This is a genomic window from Citrobacter sp. CK198 (assembly GCF_030333295.1).
Classification (GTDB): Bacteria; Pseudomonadota; Gammaproteobacteria; order Enterobacterales; family Enterobacteriaceae; genus Citrobacter_B; species Citrobacter_B koseri.
The window spans coordinates 190,644-208,552 of the sequence record NZ_JAOWGE010000023.1; the positions used below are offsets into that span (position 1 = coordinate 190,644).

Consider the following 17,909-nt stretch of genomic DNA (forward strand, 5'->3'; position numbering starts at 1 on the left):
TATAAAATATAAAAAAGCACATTAGGTTCATCGCCTGCTGTGCTTTATATAATTCAAGAAAATAATTGTATTAATTCATTTTCTATTTTAATAATTCGTATCATTCTTTTGCCGGAAATAATAACGCATCGCGTAATAAATGATCGTTTCCGCGACGGCGCGTGAATCCTGTCCGGTCAAAATACTCCAGAATCTGAATGGCGAGTTTTCGTCCAACATTCAGCCGATCGCGAAAATCAGCGGCGCAGGTCGAGCCTCTCTCCTGATCCAGTTCGCGGATCAGGTTCGCAAAAGCGACAATCCGATCGTTACGGTAATAACGATCTTTCACGATCGCGGTAATCATGCCCTGCTGTGCCGCCTGTCGCAGCACCTGCCGCATAACCTGCTCGTCCACGCCCTTTTCTTTCGCCAGATCGCGCACCCACCAGGGGTCGTCGCCAAACAGCGGCTCAATGTTTTGCCAGACGGCCTGCTGCTCGTCGCTGAAACCGGCTTTGTGATCCGGTAAATGCAACCAGCCATGGTGGCTGTGAATCACGCCGCTTTCACGCATACGGTCGATGAGCAGCAGCACCAGCGCTTCGTCTTCCATCGGGAGCACCATGCGCCGCAAACGCTCGCGCCCTGGGCCGGGTTCATCGCGATGATGTTCGTGGTACATCGCGAGCGTATCCAGAATCTTACGCTGCCAGCGCGCGGCGACAGGGGCATTCAACAGGCTGTAACCCGCCTGAATAAAACCATGCTGTTCAATAAGCTGGCGCATACCGTCGCCGTTGAGCTGCCGTGCCCACACGAAATCAGGAATATTCACCGCGCCGCGTTCGAGATGCGTCGCCAGCGCGGCGCTGTCATCCCTGGCGTTTTCCAGCGCCGACAGCCATTGCAGATATTCCGGTTTACGTTTACCGCGACGCGGCGAGTTGAGCGTCACCACGCGTGCGCCAGCAAGCGTGGTTCGGGCAGAAATATCGCGTAATACCAGCCGGTCGTTATCGGCAAGCCATAGCGGCGTATCGAACACCAGTTCCGCCAGCGTGCCCTCCAGCAGGGAAATACGTCCGGTGACATGGCTGGCGGCGTGGTGAATATGCAGCGGTTGCCATTGCACGAGCGGCGCAGCATGTTCTAACGAAACGATGACGCGTGAAAAGGCATCCGGCGGTACGTCAGAGAGAAGCCAGTCGCCACGGTTAAGCTGCTCTTTTTCCGCATCACCCGCGATATTCAGCGCAATACGCTGTCCGGCATGAGCGTGTTCAGTCGCCTGATTCTGCGCATGCAGGCTGCGCACGCGCATGGGCTTATTCACACCGGTAAGCCACAGCGTATCACCGACGTTCACTTCGCCGCTGAGCGCCGTACCGGTCACCACCAGCCCTGCGCCTTTCACCGTAAACGCGCGATCGATCGCCAGGCGAAAGCTCTGATGGCCGGGATGCGCGCGACCCGTCAACTGCCGTAAATGCTCGCGCAATGCCTCAATACCACGCCCTTCATTCGCGGCGGTGACAAACAGCGTCGCGTCGGCAAACCCGTAATGGCCCAGCGTCGCCAGAATCTCTTCCCGCACCTCTTCGATTCGCGCGTCGTCCACGCGGTCGGCTTTGGTCAGCGCAACCGTAAGCTGCGGATTACCCGTCAGTTGTAAAATTTGCAGATGCTCGCGGGTCTGCGCCATCACGCCGTCATCACAGGCGACAACCAACAGCGCATGATCGATACCGCCCACGCCCGCCAGCATGTTGGAGAGAAACTTTTCATGACCGGGAACGTCGATAAATCCCAGTACGCGGCCATCCGGCTGCGGCCAGTAGGCATACCCCAGATCGATAGTCATGCCGCGTTTTTTTTCTTCCGGCAGGCGATCGGCATTCACGCCGGTAATCGCCTGTAATAGCGTTGTTTTTCCGTGGTCAACGTGTCCGGCGGTTGCAATAATCATTTCAACATCATCTCCATAAACCGGGTCTCGTCTTCAAGGCAGCGGATATCCAGCCACAGGCGACCATCGTAAATTCGGCCAATGATCGGGACCGGCAGCGCGCGCCAGCGAGCCGCCAGCGCCTCAAGACGGCTTCCGCGCCCGTCATGCGGCGTAAAGGTCAGCGCCACGCTGGGCAGCCGATCAACCGGCAGCGAACCGCTGCCGATCTGCGACAGGCAAGGCATCACGTTTACCGCGAACTCCGCGCTAAAGCGTGCGGCAAGCGCCGTCTGTAGCCGCTGCGCCTGCGCCTGAATCGCCGCTTCACTGCGGGTTAACAGCCGCAGCGTCGGCAGTTTCTCCGCCAGCGCTTCCGGGTGCAGATAAAGTTGCAGTGTTGCCTCCAGCGCCGCCAGCGTCATTTTGTCGGCACGCAGGGCCCGCTTCAGCGGGTGGCTTTGCAGTTGCGCAATCATCTCTTTCTTGCCGACAATGATCCCGGCCTGCGGCCCGCCCAGCAGCTTGTCGCCAGAGAAGCTGACCAGGCTGACGCCTGCGGCAATCAGCTGCTGCGGCATCGGTTCTTTCGGCAAGCCGTACTGACTGAGATCCACCAGCGAACCGCTGCCCAGATCCGCCACCACCGGGATATCCAGCTCCAGCCCAATAGCGGCCAGCTCTGCCTCATCCACCGCTTTGGTGAAGCCTTCAATACTGTAATTACTGGTATGCACTTTCATCAACAGGCCGGTGTTTTCATTCACCGCCTGACGATAATCTTTCGCGTGAGTCCGGTTGGTGGTGCCTACTTCATGCAGCGTACAGCCCGCCTGACGCATCACATCAGGAATACGAAACGCGCCGCCAATCTCCACCAGTTCACCACGCGATACCACCACCTCTTTACCGTTCGCCGTCGCCGCCAGCATCAGCAACACGGCCGCCGCGTTGTTGTTCACAATACAGGCGTCTTCCGCCCCGGTAATGCGACATAACAGATCCGCCAGCGCCCGATCGCGGTGCCCGCGCCCGGCGCCATCCAGATCATATTCCAGTGTGACCGGAGCGCGCATTGCCTGCGCCACCGCGTCAATCGCCTCTTCCGCCTGCTGCGCACGCCCCAGATTGGTGTGCAGCACCGTTCCCGTCAGGTTAATCACCGGACGCAGCGCGCTTTGCGCCTCTTTCGCCAGCCGGATATTCACCTCTTGCGCCCAGTTCTCGCACCACGCGGGCAGCGCCTGCGTATCGCGAATCGCTTCCCTTGCTTCATCCAACATCTGGCGAAGCAGATCCACCACCCTGGTATGCCCGTGGGTATCACGTAAAGAGAGAAAAGTGCTGTCACGCAGTAAGCGATCGATAGCAGGAAGCTGGCTGTAGAGTGAACGCGTTTCGGTTGTCATGAAAAAGGCCTGGCTGTTGGTGGCCCCCTCCGGTGCGGAGAGGGATATCGACATGAGGGGGATTGTACCGTGAGTTTGCTCAGGCGGACATAATGCGCATCAAGCCTTTGGCGGTTCCGTGCGGGCAAAGCTTTCGCGTTGAAAGAGCGTTTCCACCAGTTTGACTAAGTGCGGTCTGTCCACACACCAGCCCGGCGCCACGCGGCGGAAATTGAGGTAGCCCACGGCGCAGGCAATGGCGATGGTTGCCAGATTCACGGTATCGGTCTTAATCGTCCCGTCCACCAGATAACCTTCCAGCGCGTCCAGACTACGGTTGATTTTCTCGCGCTGGCGCAACAGTTCCGTTTCAGACTGCTGCGCCGCCGGGCGCGCCTGTTCACGCACGGAAACCAGACCGGCATCCATAATGCCGTCCGCCAGCGCTTCAATCTGCCGTACTTTCAGTGAGGCCAGCGGTTCACGCGGAATCATCACCGGAGCAATATCCAGTAACTCAATATATTCGGCGATTATCGGGGAATCGAACCAGCACTCTCCCTTATCCGTCACCAGCGCGGGGACTTTGCCAAGCGGGTTGTACTGCGCCACGCCGTTTTCCGCGTTGTAGGGAAGTTCATTCACAAATTCGAAAGTGATGCCCTTTTCCAGCAATAAAACCGAAATCTTTCGCACAAAAGGGCTGGTATAGCTGCCGATGAGTTTCATGCCGTGTCCTTTTTGCCAACAAAAAATAAAGTGGTATCAATAAATCCTGCCTTAGTTTTGCCGGATGGCGGCGCAAGCGCCTTATCCGGTCTACACATTGCAGACATTGTTCCTGTCGGTCTGATAAGCATAGCGCCATCAGGCATTTTTACTAAAAAGCAGGTGGCGACCCGCTTAATGATCCAAATAAAGATAGTGCATCCAGCTGGTCATGCGCAGTAGCACCTTACGCATCACGGAGACATGGGCGAAGTGATCGGAGTAAACCGCAACCTGGGCGTAAATGCCGTCAGGCAGGGCATCCACATCACTATTCGGCTCCAGCTCAATCAACGCAAGCACGCCGTCCATCCCCGGCGTTACGCTTAAGGACTGTAATGTTCCCTGCGCCTGGTAAGAACCGCCGGGCACAACCGGTAAAATACTCAACAACTTGCCCTGGAATACCTGGCCGGGCAGCGCATTGAACACCACTTCTGCCTCATCTCCCGCCTCAAGACGTAATAATGAGTTCTGCCGGAACTGGGCGACAATTTGCCGTTTTTGTTCGGGAATAAAAACCATTACCGGGCGCAGCGGCAGCGCGGCGGCATAGCTACCGGGCCGGATGAGCACCTGGGTCACATAGCCATTGCTCGGCGCGCGAATAACCGTCTGTTCAAGATTGTATTTCGCCTCGGCCAGCTGCGCCCGCAGGCTGACGATTTGCGACTGCTCGCCATCGACCATGCTGTCCAGTTGGCTCTGGATCTGCGTTTGCTCAGCAACAGAACCTTTTACCATCGCATCCTGCGCTAAATAGTTTTGCCGCGCGTTATCGATATCGCTTTCAGAAAACGGATTCACCCTCGCCTGACTGCCTTTCAGATAGCGCTGATAATCCTTATAGAGGCGGTCGCGTTCTGCGGACACCCGCGTGGTATTGGCCTGAGCCTCCGCTAATTGCGCCTTCAGGGTATGTATATTATGCGTGGCCGTGACCAGGTCAGCCTGTAACCTGTCGACCCGCGCCTGATACCGCACGGGATCGATTTTGAATAAAACATCGCCTTTTTTAATCAGCTGATTATTTTTATCCGTTACCTCACTCACAATACCTGTTACCTGCGGCGTAATGGGAATAGAAATAACCGCTTTCTGCGCCGTAAAAGTATAGGGGTGGTTATAGTTCATTAATAATATAAGTCCGCTAACTAAAAATACCCCGCCTAATGCCGCCGTGGAAAGTGTCCATTGATTCACCGGAATCCTGAATATTTTAAATACCGCCCAGGCTAATGCTACGTAGGTCAAAACAATCAACAGATCCATGATTAGCTCTCCGACGGGGGAATATCAGGGGACTGTACCTCAGCCAGCTTTCGCTCCAGCGCTTCCACACGTTTCGACAAGGCGATAAGTTCCGGGTCAGGCTCCGGTTCTGACCCCGGCTCAGGCTCCTTTTCCTGTGGTGAAACATGCGCTTGCATGCCCCAGCCCCGTTCAGGCTGATAAAGCGTGGCCCAAATCCACAGAAACGGCCAAATAACATGAAGCGTAAACAGACTGACCCAACCAGCAGTATGAATAGCATCAGCATGGGGGTGGTTTCGTTTTTTAGCGATCAGATAAGGGATGTCATGAATCATGATGATTCCATAAAAAATCACCAGAAAAACAAAGATCAATACCCCTAACGCGAAATAATTTAGAAACATACCTGCTCCGGCTTCACGCTAATAAGAGTGTTAAATGACAGGCGGCGTATTACGATTCCACCGATATTTTGAACATAATTCGAGTCCGCCATTTTCGCCATCAAACCAAAAGATAATTTTGCACGGCGAGAGGTTGCTCAATTACACATCAGAATGAAGCATGAGACGGAATCTGCTTAAGATCACACCACACAGGTTTCGGATGAAAATATCTTGTGATTTAGATCACAAAAATTCAACAAACCCTCAAATCAAAAATGTGAAACAGTTCACATTTAAACGCTATTTCCATCGGTGATTCCGGGTTTGTTGTTTTTTTACACAGCTGTTTTGTGATCAATATCACATCAATAACCACCATCTACCCTATATTCATGTGATCTAAATCACACAACAAGCCAGCAACTGGACAGTTGAACGATTCAGTGCCAGATTTCGCACTATCTACAGGGTCCGGCTACCTCTGCCGCTACATTAACAAACCTCGGGCTTCGAGCCTGCGCGACAGCAAACATAAGAAGGGGTGTTTTTATGTCATCCGATATTAAGATCAAAGTGCAAAGCTTTGGTCGTTTCCTCAGCAATATGGTGATGCCAAATATCGGCGCGTTTATCGCGTGGGGTATTATCACCGCATTATTTATTCCAACAGGGTGGTTGCCTAACGAAACGCTGGCAAAGCTCGTTGGTCCGATGATCACCTACCTCCTGCCGCTGCTGATCGGTTATACCGGTGGTAAGCTGGTAGGCGGCGGGCGCGGCGGCGTGGTCGGTGCTATCACCACGATGGGCGTTATCGTCGGTGCGGATATGCCGATGTTCCTCGGCTCAATGATCGCAGGCCCGCTGGGCGGCTACTGCATCAAGAAATTCGATAGCTGGGTAGACGGTAAGATCAAATCCGGTTTCGAAATGCTGGTGAATAACTTCTCCGCTGGCATCATCGGGATGATCCTCGCGATTCTGGCATTCCTCGGCATTGGCCCGGCGGTTGAAGTCCTGTCTAAACTGCTGGCAGCCGGCGTTAACTTCATGGTTGTCCATGACATGCTGCCGCTGGCGTCTATCTTCGTTGAACCGGCGAAAATCCTGTTCCTTAACAACGCGATCAACCACGGTATCTTCTCGCCGCTGGGTATTCAGCAGTCCCATGAGCTGGGTAAATCCATCTTCTTCCTGATCGAAGCTAACCCAGGCCCGGGTATGGGCATCCTGATGGCGTACATGTTCTTCGGTCGCGGCAGCGCAAAACAGTCTGCTGGCGGTGCGGCAATCATCCACTTCCTGGGCGGTATCCACGAAATTTACTTCCCGTACGTGCTGATGAACCCGCGTCTGATCCTGGCCGTTATCCTCGGCGGTATGACTGGCGTGTTTACGCTGACCATCCTGAACGGCGGTCTGGTTTCTCCGGCGTCTCCGGGTTCTATCCTGGCGGTACTGGCGATGACGCCAAAAGGCGCCTACTTCGCTAACATCACGGCGATTATCGCTGCTATGGCGGTCTCTTTCATCATTGCCTCCATTCTGCTGAAAACCAGCAAAGTGAAAGAAGATGATGATATCGACGCGGCAACCCGTCGCGTGCAGGACATGAAAGCGGAATCTAAAGGCGCATCCGCGCTGTCCGCTGGCGATGTGACCAACGACCTGAGCCATGTACGTAAAATCATCGTTGCCTGTGATGCCGGTATGGGTTCCAGCGCAATGGGTGCGGGCGTACTGCGTAAAAAAGTTCAGGATGCGGGTCTGAGCCAGATTTCCGTCACCAACAGCGCGATCAACAACCTGCCGCCGGATGTCGACCTGGTCATCACTCACCGTGACCTGACCGAGCGCGCCATGCGCCAGGTTCCGCAAGCGCAGCACATTTCGCTGACCAACTTCCTGGATAGCGGGCTGTACACCAGCCTGACCGAACGTCTGGTTGCCGCACAGCGCCACAACACCAACGAAGAGAAAGTACGCGACCATCTGAAAGACAGCTTTGATGAAGGGGATAACAACCTGTTCAAGCTGGGCGCAGAAAACATCTTCCTGGGTCGTAAAGCCGCCACTAAAGAAGAAGCCATTCGCTTTGCGGGCGAGCAACTGGTGAAAGGCGGTTATGTTGAGCCAGAATACATCGACGCCATGCTGGAACGTGAAAAACTGACCCCGACTTATCTGGGTGAGTCTATCGCCGTACCGCACGGCACCGTGGAAGCCAAAGACCGTGTGCTGAAAACCGGTGTGGTCTTCTGCCAGTACCCGGAAGGCGTTCGCTTCGGTGAAGAAGAAGACGATATCGCCCGCCTGGTCATTGGTATCGCGGCGCGTAACAACGAGCACATCCAGGTCATCACCAGCCTGACTAACGCGCTGGATGATGAGTCCGTGATCGAGCGTCTGGCGCATACCACCAGCGTGGATGAAGTGCTGGAACTGCTGGCCGGTCGTAAGTAAGTCCGTTGCCCGGTGGCGCTGCTACCGGGCCTGCGGTGTACGGTTTCCTCTCCCGCAAGGGAGAGGGTTTGGGTGAGGGGGGAAGCCATGCGGTCCCTCACCCCAGCCCTCTCGGGTAAAAACATTAATGAAGGTTAACACTATGAAAGCATTACATTTTGGCGCAGGTAATATCGGTCGTGGATTTATCGGCAAACTGCTGGCTGACGCGGGGATACAACTGACGTTCGCGGATGTAAACCAGGTCGTGCTCGACGCCCTGAATGCCCGTCATAGCTATCAGGTTCATGTGGTGGGTGAAAATGAGCAGGTTGATACGGTTTCCGGCGTTAATGCCGTGAGCAGCATCAGCGATGACGTGGTTGAGCTGATTGCGCATGTCGATTTGGTCACGACCGCCGTTGGGCCAGTAGTACTGGAACGCATTGCTCCGGCCATCGCCAAAGGCCTGGTTAAACGTAAAACGCAAGGAATTGAAGCGCCGCTTAACATCATTGCCTGCGAAAACATGGTGCGCGGCACCACGCAATTGAAAGGTCATGTGATGAACGCCCTGGCGGATGAAGACAAAGCCTGGGTTGAACAGCATGTCGGTTTTGTCGATTCCGCCGTCGACCGTATCGTGCCGCCTTCCGCCTCCGCCACGAACGACCCGCTGGAAGTCACCGTGGAAACCTTCAGCGAGTGGATTGTCGATAAAACGCAGTTCAAAGGCGCGCTGCCAGATATTCCAGGTATGGAATTAACCGATAACCTGATGGCATTTGTCGAACGTAAACTCTTCACGCTGAACACCGGGCATGCTATAACCGCGTACCTCGGAAAATTAACCGGTCATCAGACCATCCGTGACGCGATTCTCGATGAGAAAATCCGCGCTGTGGTAAAAGGGGCGATGGAAGAGAGCGGCGCGGTACTGATCAAACGCTACGGTTTTGATGCCGACAAACATGCGGCATACATTCAGAAAATCCTCGGTCGTTTTGAAAACCCGTATCTGAAAGATGACGTTGAGCGCGTTGGCCGCCAGCCGCTGCGTAAACTGAGTGCGGGCGACCGTCTGATCAAACCGCTGCTGGGCACGCTGGAATACGGCCTGCCGCACGTTAACCTGGTCAACGGTATCGCTGCCGCGATGCACTTTACCAGCGAAGACGATCCGCAGGCCCAGGAACTGGCTGCGCTGATCGCAGAGAAAGGGCCGCAGGAAGCGCTGGCGCAAATTTCCGGGCTGGATGTAAACAGCGAAGTGGTAGCGGAGGCGGTTAACGCATACAACGCGACCAAATGAGGCAAAATACGGCGCAGGTCATCCTGCGCCCGAATGACAGATTGTCAGATATGCAGGCAATAATGGAACAAACCCAGGCCTTTGAAAACCGCGTGCTTGAGCGTCTGAATGCTGGCAAAACCGTACGAAGTTTCCTCATCACCGCCGTAGAGTTACTCACCGAGGCGGTGAATATTCTGGTACTTCAGGTGTTTCGCAAAGACGATTATGCGGTGAAATACGCAGTGGAACCGTTGCTCGACGGCGATGGACCGCTGGGCGATCTCTCGGTACGTCTGAAACTGATCTACGGTCTGGGAGTACTCAGTCGCCCTGAATACGAAGATGCGGAACTGCTGATGGCGTTGCGTGAAGAACTGAATCACGACGGTAATGAATATGCGTTCACCGACGACGAAATTCTCGGGCCGTTTGGCGAACTGCACTGCGTGACGGCGTTACCGCCGCCGCCGCATTTTGAGACCTCTGACCCGGGTTTATACGCCATGCAAATTCAGCGCTACCAGCAAGCGGTACGCTCAACGATGGTGCTTTCCCTGACCGAGCTGATTTCTAAAATCAGCTTAAAAAAAGCCTTTCAAAAATAGACCGTCAACCACTTACTGTTTTTCTTCCGGCTGCGGCTGATAGAGCTGGCGATAATATTCCAGACGTTGCAGGTACATCTGCGCATTTGCCTTCGGCACCTCATCAGGAACCATATCGCGCGGCGGCGTTTTATTCAGATACTCCCGAAATGCCTGACTCGAAGCCATAAAATCTACAGCCTTATCAATAAGAAGCGGAACGTTGTCACCTATTTTGACCATGATGATATCTCCATGTATTCTCCGCGTCGGGGAATGCGCGGCCGCTAATTTTAGTTTAGGCTCAGACAGGGTTTTCTATTGGGGAAAACGTGCTTAATCGCAAACCGCCATGCAGAAACCGTTAACATCACGTTTTGTTTATTAAATAAGTATTAAATCAAGACGTTACACAATCAATTAGCATTATAATACTTGCCTTATTTGATTATTTTTATCCCATTAGTTGTGAATAATCCCGCTCTGCGCGCATACTATAGAAAATTCATCCTGGTTCCATCAGAAGCTATCCCATGAAAGAAGTCGAAAAAAACGAAATTAAACGTCTGAGCGATCGCCTGGACGCCATCCGCCACCAGCAGGCCTCGCTATCCCTTGTTGATGCCGCTGACAAATATGCCGAGCTGGAAAAAGAGAAAGCCACGCTGGAAGCCGAGATCGTGCGCCTGCGTGACGTTCACAGCCAGAAGCTGAGTAAAGAAGCGCAAAAGCTGATGAACCTGCCGTTTCGCCGCGCGATTACCAAAAAAGAACAGGCCGATATGGGCAAGCTGAAGAAAAGCGTGCGCGGTCTGGTTGTCGTCCACCCAATGACGGCGTTAGGCCGTGAAATGGGCCTGAAAGAGATGACCGGTTTCGCAAAAACCGAGTTTTAACCTTCTGCCGGGTACGCGCACGCTTGCCCGGCCCGCCCTTTCCCTCCCCCCCCCTCAATTGGCCCAACCAATTATCCCTTAATCCGATCACTGGTTCACAGTTCATTAAAATTCACCTACACTAGCGTTGCCAATAAGCAACATTTGATTAACCATTCATTGTCATTACCCCTACATCACAATATTGGCAGGGCCACTTTTACACATAATGTGACAAAGAGATGAGCAAAAGACTCATTGCATTATGCGTGTGGCCCTCAGGAGACCTGCAATGAATCTCTGGCAACAAAACTACGATCCGGCCGGTAACATCTGGATTTCCAGCCTGATCGCATCGCTTCCGATCCTGTTCTTTTTCTTCGCGCTGATTAAGCTCAAGCTGAAAGGCTACATCGCCGCCTCCTGGACGGTCGCAATCGCGCTGGCTGTCGCGCTGCTGTTTTACAAAATGCCGGTGGATAACGCTCTGGCTGCGGTGGTGTATGGCTTCTTCTATGGTCTGTGGCCGATTGCCTGGATCATTATCGCCGCCGTCTTTGTCTATAAAATCTCTGTCAGAACCGGGCAATTCGACATCATCCGGTCATCAATATTGTCGATTACCCCTGACCAGCGTCTGCAAATGCTGATCGTCGGCTTTTCCTTCGGGGCATTCCTTGAAGGGGCAGCGGGCTTTGGCGCGCCAGTGGCGATTACTGCGGCTCTGCTAGTCGGCCTGGGCTTTAATCCGCTGTATGCGGCGGGTTTGTGCCTGATCGTCAACACCGCGCCGGTCGCGTTTGGCGCGATGGGGATTCCGATTCTGGTGGCCGGTCAGGTCACCGGGCTGGACAGCTTTGAGATCGGCCAGATGGTCGGCCGTCAACTGCCGTTCCTGACCATTATCGTACTGTTCTGGATCATGGCGATTATGGACGGCTGGCGCGGCGTGAAAGAGACCTGGCCTGCGGTGATGGTGGCGGGTGGTTCATTTGCTATCGCCCAGTACCTCAGCTCTAACTTTATCGGCCCGGAACTGCCGGACATCATCTCGTCGCTGGTCTCGCTGGTCTGTCTGACGCTGTTCCTGAAACGCTGGCAGCCGGTACGTATTTTCCGCTTTGGCGATATGGGCGCTTCACAGGTCGATCAGACGCTGGACCGCACCCATTACACGGTTGGTCAAATCGTTCGCGCATGGTCGCCGTTCCTGTTCCTGACAGCGACCGTTACCCTCTGGAGCGTTCCGCCGTTTAAAGCGATGTTTGCCCCAGGCGGCGCGCTGTACGACTGGGTGATTAATATTCCGGTTCCGCATCTCGATAAGCTGGTTGCCCGTATGCCGCCAGTGGTGCATGAGGCAACCGCCTACGCTGCGGTCTATAAGTTCGACTGGTTCTCCGCTACCGGTACGGCCATTCTGTTCGCTGCGCTGCTGTCCGTCGTCTGGCTGAAAATGAAACCATCTGCCGCAATCCAGACATTCGGCAGCACGCTGAAAGAGTTAGCGCTGCCGATTTACTCCATCGGGATGGTGCTGGCATTCGCGTTTATCTCTAACTACTCCGGGCTCTCCTCTACGCTGGCGTTAGCGCTGGCGCATACGGGCAGCGCCTTTACCTTCTTCTCGCCGTTCCTTGGCTGGCTGGGCGTATTCCTGACGGGGTCTGATACCTCATCAAACGCGCTGTTTGCCGCCCTGCAGGCGACGGCCGCCCAGCAAATCGGCGTCTCTGACGTGCTGATGGTGGCGGCGAATACCACCGGCGGCGTAACCGGTAAGATGATCTCTCCGCAGTCTATCGCCATTGCCTGTGCGGCAGTGGGTCTGGTAGGGAAAGAGTCCGACCTGTTCCGCTTTACCGTTAAACACAGCCTGATTTTCACCTGCATGGTGGGTGTGATTACCACACTTCAGGCCTATGTCTTAACCTGGATGATTCCGTGATTGTGATGCCAAAACGCCTGTCAGACGAGGTCGCTTCTCGTGTGCGGGCGCTGATTGAAGAACAACAGCTGGAGGCGGGCATGAAGTTGCCCGCCGAGCGCCAGCTGGCCGTACAACTGGGCGTGTCGCGCAATTCTCTGCGCGAGGCGCTGGCGAAACTGGTCAGTGAAGGCGTGCTGATCAGCCGCCGGGGCGGCGGAACGTTCGTTCGCTGGCAGCATGAAACCTGGTCCGAACAGAATATCGTTCAGCCGTTGAAAACGCTGATGGCGGACGACCCGGACTACAGCTTCGACATTCTGGAAGCCCGCCACGCCATTGAAGCCAGCACCGCGTGGCACGCTGCAATGCGCGCCACACCCGCTGATAAAGAGAAAATTAAGCTCTGCTTTGACGCCACGCTCAGTGAAGACCCGGACCTCGCCTCTCAGGCGGATGTTCGCTTCCATCTCGCGATTGCGGAGGCCTCGCACAACGTCGTGCTGTTGCAGACCATGCGCGGCTTCTTTGATGTCCTGCAATCATCCGTGAAGCAGAGCCGCCAGCGTATGTATCTCGTTCCGCCGGTGTTTTCAAAACTGACGGAACAACATCAGGCGGTGATGGACGCCATTCTGGCCGGTGATGCCGACGGCGCACGTAAAGCCATGATGGCGCACCTCAGTTTCGTCCACACCACCATTAAACGATTTGATGAAGACCAGGCCCGCCAGGCGCGTATTACCCGCCTGCCCGGTGACCATAATGAGATTTCCAGGGAGAACAAAGCATGATCATTTCAGCAGCCAGCGATTATCGCGCCGCAGCCCAACGCATTCTGCCCCCTTTCTTGTTCCACTACATCGACGGCGGCGCCTATGCGGAATACACCCTGCGTCGTAACGTGGAAGACTTGTCAGAGGTGGCGCTCCGCCAGCGCGTGCTGAAGAATATGTCCGACCTGAGCCTGGAAACCACCCTGTTTAACGAAAAGCTGTCGATGCCGGTTGCACTGGCTCCGGTTGGCCTGTGCGGAATGTATGCGCGTCGCGGTGAAGTTCAGGCCGCCGCCGCCGCCGATGCGAAAGGGATTCCGTTTACCCTCTCCACCGTTTCTGTCTGCCCTATCGAGGAAGTCGCGCCGACGATTAAACGCCCGATGTGGTTCCAGCTGTACGTCCTGCGCGATCGCGGTTTTATGCGTAACGCGCTGGAGCGCGCCAAAGCGGCGGGCTGCTCCACGCTGGTCTTTACCGTCGATATGCCAACGCCTGGCGCGCGTTACCGTGACGCCCACTCCGGGATGAGCGGCCCGAATGCCGCCCTGCGCCGCTACTGGCAGGCTGCAACCCATCCGCAATGGGCCTGGGATGTCGGCCTGAACGGTCGTCCGCACGATCTGGGCAATATCTCCGCCTACCTTGGCAAACCGACCGGGCTGGAAGATTACATCGGCTGGCTGGCGAACAACTTCGATCCGTCGATTTCCTGGAAAGACCTGGAGTGGATCCGTGAATTCTGGGACGGCCCAATGGTGATCAAAGGGATCCTCGATCCCGAAGACGCCCGCGACGCGGTACGCTTTGGCGCTGATGGCATCGTGGTCTCTAACCACGGCGGCCGCCAGCTCGACGGCGTACTCTCCTCCGCCCGCGCCCTGCCCGCCATTGCCGACGCGGTGAAAGGCGATATCGCCATTCTGGCGGACAGCGGAATTCGTAATGGTCTGGACGTGGTACGCATGATTGCGCTTGGGGCCGATAGCGTACTGCTTGGCCGTGCGTATCTGTACGCGCTGGCGACGGCGGGTCAGGCTGGCGTGGCGAACCTGCTGGATCTGATCGAAAAAGAGATGAAGGTCGCCATGACGCTGACCGGCGCAAAATCAATCAGCGAGATCAGCCGTGATTCGCTGGTGCAGGAACTCGGTAAGTCTGTTCCGGCTGCGCTGGCGCCACTATCGCAGGGTGATGCGGCGTAGGCTGGATAAGGCGTCAGCCGCCATCCGGCAATGTAATGTGCATCGGGGAGCCTGATGGCGCTACGCTTATCAGGCCTACAGGGTGAGGGTGAACGTATTTTCTGCTATTCTGCCCCCCGCACTTAAGGGGGCAGTTAAGCATGTTGAATATCGTATTATTCGAACCAGAAATCCCACCAAACACCGGCAATATTATTCGTCTTTGCGCCAATACCGGTTTTCGTCTGCATATTATCGAGCCGATGGGCTTCACATGGGATGATAAACGTCTGCGCCGTGCGGGGCTGGACTATCATGAGTTTGCCGCCGTACAGCGCCATCACGATTACGCCGCCTTTGTCGCCGCCGAAAACCCACAGCGTCTGTTTGCTCTGACCACCAAAGGCACCCCTGCCCATAGCGCGGTGAGCTATCAGGATGGGGACTACCTGATGTTTGGCCCGGAAACGCGCGGTTTACCGGGGACCATTCTCGACGCTCTGCCCGCAGAACAAAAAATTCGTATTCCAATGATGCCGGACAGCCGCAGCATGAACCTGTCGAACGCGGTGTCGGTCGTGGTGTATGAGGCATGGCGCCAGTTGGGGTATCCTGGCGCGGTATTGCGTCGTTGATTTTTGTCGGATGGCGGCTGACGCCTTATCCGACCTACGGAACTGGTAGACCCGGTAAGCGGTAGCGCCACCGGGCATAAAGTCAGATGCCGTCGCCGTATTCGAACGTATGGTGAATCCCGTTAAAATGCTGATCCATATCCATTGACGGCTTATCGCTGTCGGGCTTGCCGACAATCCGCGCCGGAACGCCCGCTGCGGTGGTGTGTGGCGGTACGGGCTGTAAGACCACGGAGCCCGCGCCAATCTTCGCGCCGCGCCCCACTTCGATATTGCCAAGGATCTTCGCCCCGGCGCCAATCATCACGCCTTCACGAATTTTGGGATGACGATCGCCGCTGGTTTTCCCGGTCCCGCCAAGCGTGACGGATTGCAGGATCGAGACATCGTTTTCGATTACCGCCGTTTCACCGACCACAATCCCCGTCGCGTGATCGAGCATAATGCCGCGTCCAATTTTCGCCGCCGGGTGAATATCGACCTGGAAGGTGACAGAAACCTGATTTTGCAGGAATATCGCCAGCGCGCGGCGGCCTTCATTCCATAACCAGTGGCCGATACGGTAGGCCTGGAGAGCATGGAAGCCTTTCAGATACAGAAGCGGCGTCGAGTATTTGTCTACCGCCGGGTCGCGGGTGCGTACCGCCTGAATATCACAGGCAGCAGAGGCGATCATTTCCGGGTCGGCGGCGTAGGCCTCTTCCACCACTTCACGGATGGCGATGGCAGGCATAATCGGAGATGCGAGTTTGTTCGCCAGCATATAGCTCAGCGCACTGCCCAGGTTTTCATGCTTGAGTAGCGTCGCGTGGTAGAAACTGGCCAGCATCGGCTCACAGTCCGCCAGAGCCCGGGCTTCGGCTTTAATATTGTTCCAGACGATATCCAGTTCTTCACATGACATTGCTGACTCCAGGTATCAGGCTAACGACCGGCCCGTTCTTCGCGGGCCGGGTCATTTAATAAAACAGATCCTTACGGCTAGTGGCGACTACGCTCGTCCTTGCGTGCACGACCTAATAACGTCAATGCTGCCTCGCGCGCGTTTTTTCCGCAATACAATACTTGATAAATTTCCTCGGTTATTGGCATTTCGACACCAAAACGGTGCGCCAACTCACGAACTTCTTTTGTATTACGGTAGCCTTCAACCACCTGACCAATTTTGTCCTGCGCGCTCTGAACATCCATGCCCTGACCGAGCATCATGCCAAAACGGCGGTTACGCGACTGGTTGTCAGTACAGGTCAGAACCAGGTCGCCCAGACCCGCCATTCCCATAAAGGTGGTCGGATCGGCCCCCAGCGCCGCGCCAAGACGCGACATTTCCGTCAGCCCACGCGTGATCAGCGCGGTACGTGCGTTTGCGCCAAAACCGATGCCGTCAGACATGCCTGCGCCAATCGCAATCACGTTTTTCACCGCACCGCCCAGCTGCACGCCGATGAAATCGGGGTTGCTGTAGACGCGAAAACTCTTACCGCAGTGCAAAAGTTCCTGCAAATCATCCGCGAAGGTTTCGTCCGTCGACGCCAGAGAAATTGCCGTCGGCAAACCCGCCGCCAGTTCTTTAGCGAACGTCGGGCCGGATATCACCGCCAGCGGGATGTCATCGCCCAGCGCTTCACGGGCGACATCCTGCAACAGGCGCCCCGTTTCCGCTTCCAGACCTTTGGTCGCCCAGACCAGGCGCGCATCAGGACGCATCAGCGGTTTAATCTGTCGCAGCACCTCGCCAAAGACATGGCTTGGCACCACCACCAGAATGTTACGGCTGGCCGCCAGCGCGGTGGCTAAGTCGCTTTCAAGGCGTAGCGTATCGGGAAAAGGCACATCAGGGAGGAACGCGACGTTGCAGCGGTCTCGCTCAAGGGTCGCGACATGTTTAGGATCGTGGCCCCACAGGACAACCTGGTGGCCGTTTCTCGCCAGGGTGATGGCAAGAGCGGTGCCGTACGAGCCAGCACCGATCACAGTCATTGAAGCATTACTTTGGTTCATCAGGCATCCTGATGTTCTTCAGTACCTTCGCCAGCCTGCTGCTGTAAATAGTTCATGAACAGCGCATCGAAGTTAACCGGCGCAAGATTCAGTTGCGGGAACGTGCCGCGTGAAACCAGGCTGGTGATGCATTCGCGGGCATACGGGAACAGAATGTTCGGGCAGTATGCACCCAGGCAATGCGCCATCTGAGTTCCTTCAATACCACTGATGGAGAAAATGCCGCCCTGCTGAACTTCGCACAGGAAAGCGGTCTCTTCGCCCAGGGAAGCCGTTACGGTAACACGCAGTACCACTTCGTATACGTCATCTGCCAGTTGAGTAGACGCCGTATCAAGATCAAGTTTAACCTCTGGCTGCCAATCTTTCTGGAAAACATGCGGCGCATTTGGCGCTTCGAAAGACACATCCTTGGTGTAGATACGTTGGATCTGGAAAGCCATTTCGGTGTTATTTTGTTCTGACATG

General features: G+C 55.3%; 17 protein-coding genes. 8 read left to right on the forward strand and 9 right to left on the reverse strand.

All coding sequences use genetic code 11. The features are described from left to right. Positions 1 to 100: 100 nt before the first annotated feature. From selB to OGY62_RS03375, 5 genes are all read right to left on the reverse strand, one after another. Entirely contained in the window at positions 101 to 1,948 is a 1,848-nt protein-coding gene (selB, locus tag OGY62_RS03355) for a selenocysteine-specific translation elongation factor (RefSeq protein ID WP_286459078.1), read from the reverse strand. Next, positions 1,945 to 3,336 carry an L-seryl-tRNA(Sec) selenium transferase gene (gene selA / locus OGY62_RS03360; protein WP_286459080.1) on the reverse strand — a complete coding sequence of 464 codons (1,392 nt, stop codon included), beginning with the start codon at positions 3,334 to 3,336 and terminating at the stop codon, positions 1,945 to 1,947. Before selA ends, selB begins: the two co-directional genes overlap by 4 nt. Before the next feature lie 99 nt (positions 3,337 to 3,435). After that, positions 3,436 to 4,044: a glutathione S-transferase gene (locus OGY62_RS03365; RefSeq protein WP_047460300.1), complete on the reverse strand. Its 609-nt coding sequence runs from the start codon at positions 4,042 to 4,044 to the stop codon at positions 3,436 to 3,438. A gap of 174 nt (positions 4,045 to 4,218) precedes the next feature. Then, entirely contained in the window at positions 4,219 to 5,355 is a 1,137-nt protein-coding gene (locus OGY62_RS03370; RefSeq protein WP_012135732.1) for an HlyD family secretion protein, read from the reverse strand. Positions 5,356 to 5,357: 2 nt separating this feature from the next. Then, positions 5,358 to 5,741: a DUF3302 domain-containing protein gene (locus OGY62_RS03375; RefSeq protein ID WP_200093278.1), complete on the reverse strand. Its 384-nt coding sequence runs from the start codon at positions 5,739 to 5,741 to the stop codon at positions 5,358 to 5,360. 531 nt (positions 5,742 to 6,272) lie between these two features. On the opposite strand from OGY62_RS03375, the gene mtlA reads away from it, so the two are divergent. The 3 genes from mtlA (at position 6,273) to mtlR (ending at position 10,064) form a co-directional block, all read left to right on the forward strand. Continuing rightward, entirely contained in the window at positions 6,273 to 8,186 is a 1,914-nt protein-coding gene (gene mtlA, locus OGY62_RS03380) for a PTS mannitol transporter subunit IICBA (protein WP_286459082.1), read from the forward strand. A gap of 142 nt (positions 8,187 to 8,328) precedes the next feature. Beyond that, positions 8,329 to 9,477 carry a mannitol-1-phosphate 5-dehydrogenase gene (gene mtlD, locus OGY62_RS03385; RefSeq protein WP_024131058.1) on the forward strand — a complete coding sequence of 383 codons (1,149 nt, stop codon included), beginning with the start codon at positions 8,329 to 8,331 and terminating at the stop codon, positions 9,475 to 9,477. Next, positions 9,474 to 10,064 carry a mannitol operon repressor MtlR gene (gene mtlR, locus OGY62_RS03390; protein WP_012135737.1) on the forward strand — a complete coding sequence of 197 codons (591 nt, stop codon included), beginning with the start codon at positions 9,474 to 9,476 and terminating at the stop codon, positions 10,062 to 10,064. Before mtlD ends, mtlR begins: the two co-directional genes overlap by 4 nt. Before the next feature lie 12 nt (positions 10,065 to 10,076). On the opposite strand, the gene OGY62_RS03395 is transcribed toward mtlR, so the two are convergent. After that, a complete protein-coding gene (locus tag OGY62_RS03395) occupies positions 10,077 to 10,286 on the reverse strand; it encodes a hypothetical protein (RefSeq protein WP_012135738.1) in 210 nt (69 codons plus the stop codon). A gap of 290 nt (positions 10,287 to 10,576) precedes the next feature. Here OGY62_RS03395 and OGY62_RS03400 point away from each other — a divergent pair, with 290 nt between their 5' ends. From OGY62_RS03400 to trmL, 5 genes are all read left to right on the forward strand, one after another. After that, entirely contained in the window at positions 10,577 to 10,939 is a 363-nt protein-coding gene (locus OGY62_RS03400; RefSeq protein WP_012135739.1) for a YibL family ribosome-associated protein, read from the forward strand. 271 nt (positions 10,940 to 11,210) lie between these two features. Next, positions 11,211 to 12,866 (forward strand): L-lactate permease, encoded by a 1,656-nt coding sequence (gene lldP / locus OGY62_RS03405; RefSeq protein WP_047460287.1) that lies wholly within the window; start codon positions 11,211 to 11,213, stop codon positions 12,864 to 12,866. Then, positions 12,863 to 13,639, forward strand: coding sequence for a transcriptional regulator LldR (lldR, locus tag OGY62_RS03410; RefSeq protein ID WP_012135741.1), 777 nt, complete (start codon positions 12,863 to 12,865; stop codon positions 13,637 to 13,639). Before lldP ends, lldR begins: the two co-directional genes overlap by 4 nt. Then, positions 13,636 to 14,826, forward strand: coding sequence for a quinone-dependent L-lactate dehydrogenase (gene lldD / locus OGY62_RS03415; protein ID WP_047460285.1), 1,191 nt, complete (start codon positions 13,636 to 13,638; stop codon positions 14,824 to 14,826). The genes lldR and lldD overlap by 4 nt, the downstream gene beginning before the upstream one ends. 140 nt (positions 14,827 to 14,966) lie before the next feature. Next, positions 14,967 to 15,440 carry a tRNA (uridine(34)/cytosine(34)/5-carboxymethylaminomethyluridine(34)-2'-O)-methyltransferase TrmL gene (gene trmL, locus OGY62_RS03420; RefSeq protein ID WP_286459087.1) on the forward strand — a complete coding sequence of 158 codons (474 nt, stop codon included), beginning with the start codon at positions 14,967 to 14,969 and terminating at the stop codon, positions 15,438 to 15,440. An 82-nt stretch (positions 15,441 to 15,522) separates the two neighbouring features. Here trmL and cysE read toward each other — a convergent pair whose 3' ends face one another. The 3 genes from cysE to secB form a co-directional block, all read right to left on the reverse strand. Then, positions 15,523 to 16,344 carry a serine O-acetyltransferase gene (gene cysE, locus OGY62_RS03425; protein ID WP_012135745.1) on the reverse strand — a complete coding sequence of 274 codons (822 nt, stop codon included), beginning with the start codon at positions 16,342 to 16,344 and terminating at the stop codon, positions 15,523 to 15,525. Positions 16,345 to 16,421: 77 nt separating this feature from the next. Beyond that, positions 16,422 to 17,441, reverse strand: coding sequence for an NAD(P)H-dependent glycerol-3-phosphate dehydrogenase (gpsA, locus tag OGY62_RS03430; RefSeq protein WP_012135746.1), 1,020 nt, complete (start codon positions 17,439 to 17,441; stop codon positions 16,422 to 16,424). Next, positions 17,441 to 17,908 carry a protein-export chaperone SecB gene (gene secB, locus OGY62_RS03435; RefSeq protein WP_003024155.1) on the reverse strand — a complete coding sequence of 156 codons (468 nt, stop codon included), beginning with the start codon at positions 17,906 to 17,908 and terminating at the stop codon, positions 17,441 to 17,443. The genes gpsA and secB overlap by 1 nt, the downstream gene beginning before the upstream one ends. Between the last annotated feature and the right edge of the window lies 1 nt (position 17,909).